The sequence below is a fragment of the Roseivirga ehrenbergii genome (genome assembly GCF_001593005.1).
GTDB lineage: Bacteria > Bacteroidota > Bacteroidia > Cytophagales > Cyclobacteriaceae > Roseivirga > Roseivirga ehrenbergii.
Window position 1 is genome coordinate 1 of the sequence record NZ_LQZQ01000032.1, and the last position, 573, is coordinate 573.

Here is a 573-nt window from a genome sequence, read left to right on the forward strand (position 1 = left end):
ATAACCAATAGAAGCATAGTAGTCTGCTCTTTCAGTGGCTCCTCTTGCGCTGAAGTTGTACTCTTGTCTGTAACCTAATCTTTCGATTGGAGCAAACCAGTCTAAACTAGCATTAGGGTTGATAGAACCGTCTGCATTGATAATTTGATTGTCAGCGACATTTGTTGCATTGTAGTGCAAAAGATCAATTAATTCAGCTGAAGCCTCTGCACCCGCGGTAGTAGGATCTGTTCCTGCAGTCACTTTGTCATTTCTAAGCGCCTCCCAATATGCTTGATAGTAAGCTAAAGGGTCAAGTCTATCGTATTCTTGAATACCTCTAGCAGACACTCCTTGCTTTGTTGTGAAAGAGAAAGTTGGTGCAGAGTTTTTCTTACCTTGTTTGGTTGTAATGATAATTACACCGTTAGCTGCTCTAGCTCCATAAAGAGAAGTTGAAGCCGCATCTTTCAAAGTAGAAACTGACTCGATGTCATCAGGGTTAATCCTGTTAATGTTTCCGCTAAAAGGCACACCATCAACCACAATAAAAGGGCTGTTGTTACCATTGATAGAACCAATACCTCTTAATCT

Annotated in this window: 1 protein-coding gene; it reads right to left on the bottom strand. The window is 40.8% G+C overall.

The window, feature by feature from the left end; translation table 11 throughout:
• The coding region (locus MB14_RS10225) for a TonB-dependent receptor plug domain-containing protein (RefSeq protein ID WP_157716579.1) at positions 1-573 on the bottom strand (573 nt) is incomplete at both ends.